Source organism: Sphingobium sp. LSP13-1-1.1 (assembly GCF_040676415.1).
Classification (GTDB): Bacteria; Pseudomonadota; Alphaproteobacteria; order Sphingomonadales; family Sphingomonadaceae; genus Sphingobium.
In genome coordinates, this window is the sequence record NZ_JBEGHU010000039.1 from 1 (window position 1) to 1694 (window position 1694).

General features: G+C 51.9%; 2 protein-coding genes. Both read right to left on the minus strand.

The features are described 5' to 3' along the window. On the minus strand, positions 1–1213 hold a 1213-nt coding region (locus tag MRBLSP13_RS17305), incomplete at its 3' end, for a hypothetical protein (RefSeq protein WP_363755754.1). Continuing rightward, positions 1213–1694 (minus strand): fibronectin type III domain-containing protein (locus tag MRBLSP13_RS17310; RefSeq protein WP_363755756.1); only part of this gene is annotated, 482 nt, incomplete at its 5' end. The genes MRBLSP13_RS17310 and MRBLSP13_RS17305, both read right to left, overlap by 1 nt.

The following is a 1694-nucleotide window of genomic DNA, read 5'->3' on the forward strand; positions in this document are numbered from 1 at the left end:
CTTCATTGGTGATCCTCGCATGAGCATCTTCTGCACGGGTTCCAATTTGGCTGATCTGAGACGCAAGTAGATTATCTTTGTCAGTAAGCGTCTGGATTTTGCTGTTGTAGAACGCCTTGATATTCGTATCTAGCTGGCTCAACTGCTGAGTGAATGAAGTTGCCTGCGAAGCAAGCCCATTCGTCCATGCGTTATGCTCGGCTACGATATTCGATTCAGCTGTGCCAATGCGAGCCTGCATCTGAGTTAGCGAGGAAGTGAAAGCATCATTCCTTGTCGCCTGAGCAGACTTCTCAGTTGTGAATGCAGCTTCGTTCGCGTTGAACCTCGCACCAACCTGAGTGTTGATTATCGCCTGAGCGTTAAACTGCCCAATGCGAGTTGACTCCTCGTTACTGATTGCAGTCTGTAAATTGCCCTGACCAGCAGTCAGCAGAGTGATTGCACTCTGCCAGTTCGTGCCATCTGCTAGAACGTCCGATCGAAGCGCATCTACATAAGAGGTAACGTAGGTCGTCGTCGCGCCCATGTAGGTCTGATACATGCTGTCAGCAGCGGTAACGGCTTTCAGTGCTGCTTCGGCAACGCCGTCGATCTTCTTGATAATCGGATAATCGTTATAGCCGGGCAGCAGGTTGCGCTTTGCTTCGATAGCAGGCCAAGCAGCGAACGTATCCACCCCGAACGCATCGAAAGGCGCGACCCTGACATAGTAGCGGCTTCGATCCGGCAGGGGGATCGGGAATTGCGTCGCTTTGCCCCTGTAACGCTCTGTCGTGCTGTCTAGGGGAAAGTCGGGAGTTGTGCCTACCCAAGCGATATAGCCCTCTAGATCGCGGTCTGAGGGTTCGGTGACAGCGATAATCACGCCATCGGTCGTGGGCACAACAGCCGGGGGGTCATTGAAAACAGGGATCGGGTTGACAAGCGGGACTTCTGACCCGTCTGACCACCTGAGGTTTGCGTCCTGAGCGAACATCGTCACAGTGGGAGAACGTGTCAGTCCAGCTGCTTCATTCTCAGCATAGGATAGAACGTCCCTGTAGAGGTAGTCGCCATCTTCATTCGTGCCCTGATGGTTCAAAGCGTCGATGTAGTGAACGACCGTCGAGTTCAAGCATTCGTATTCAAGACGATACTGCTTAACTGCGCTGTTGAATGGGTCTTCCTTGAAGTGGACAACTACATCGCGTCCATTGAATGTGATAGCCATTAGTCCACCCCGACGAAAATAGGAGGGGCCAGCGGATATTCACCACCGCCGTATTCCATGTCATATTCTAGAACAGCCGGATCGCCGCTTGCTCCGAAGGTATTTATTGCCTTCACAGTGAAGATGTATTCACCGGGACGAGCATCCTCTATCGAAGCACTGTTCATCAAACCGCTGTAAAGATCGTGCCACAAGCCATCTGGTTTGAAGACCTCGACCTTGTAGCCCTTGAAGGCCAAGCTAGTGTCGGTGATTGCGTCCCAACTCAGGCTTAGAGTGTGACGGCTACCTAGAACATCATCAGTGCTGAAAGTGTGCTTGACTGCTAGACCAGTAGGTGCAGGCATTGCGCTATTGCGCTTTAGATCGCTGTAGGGAATCTGAGGAACAGGGATATTCTGTTCAACCCAAGCATACTTGCCAGCAACGTGCAGAGTAGCTGTTACACTGTAGAGGCCATCGCCCTTGTCTTCGATGTTCG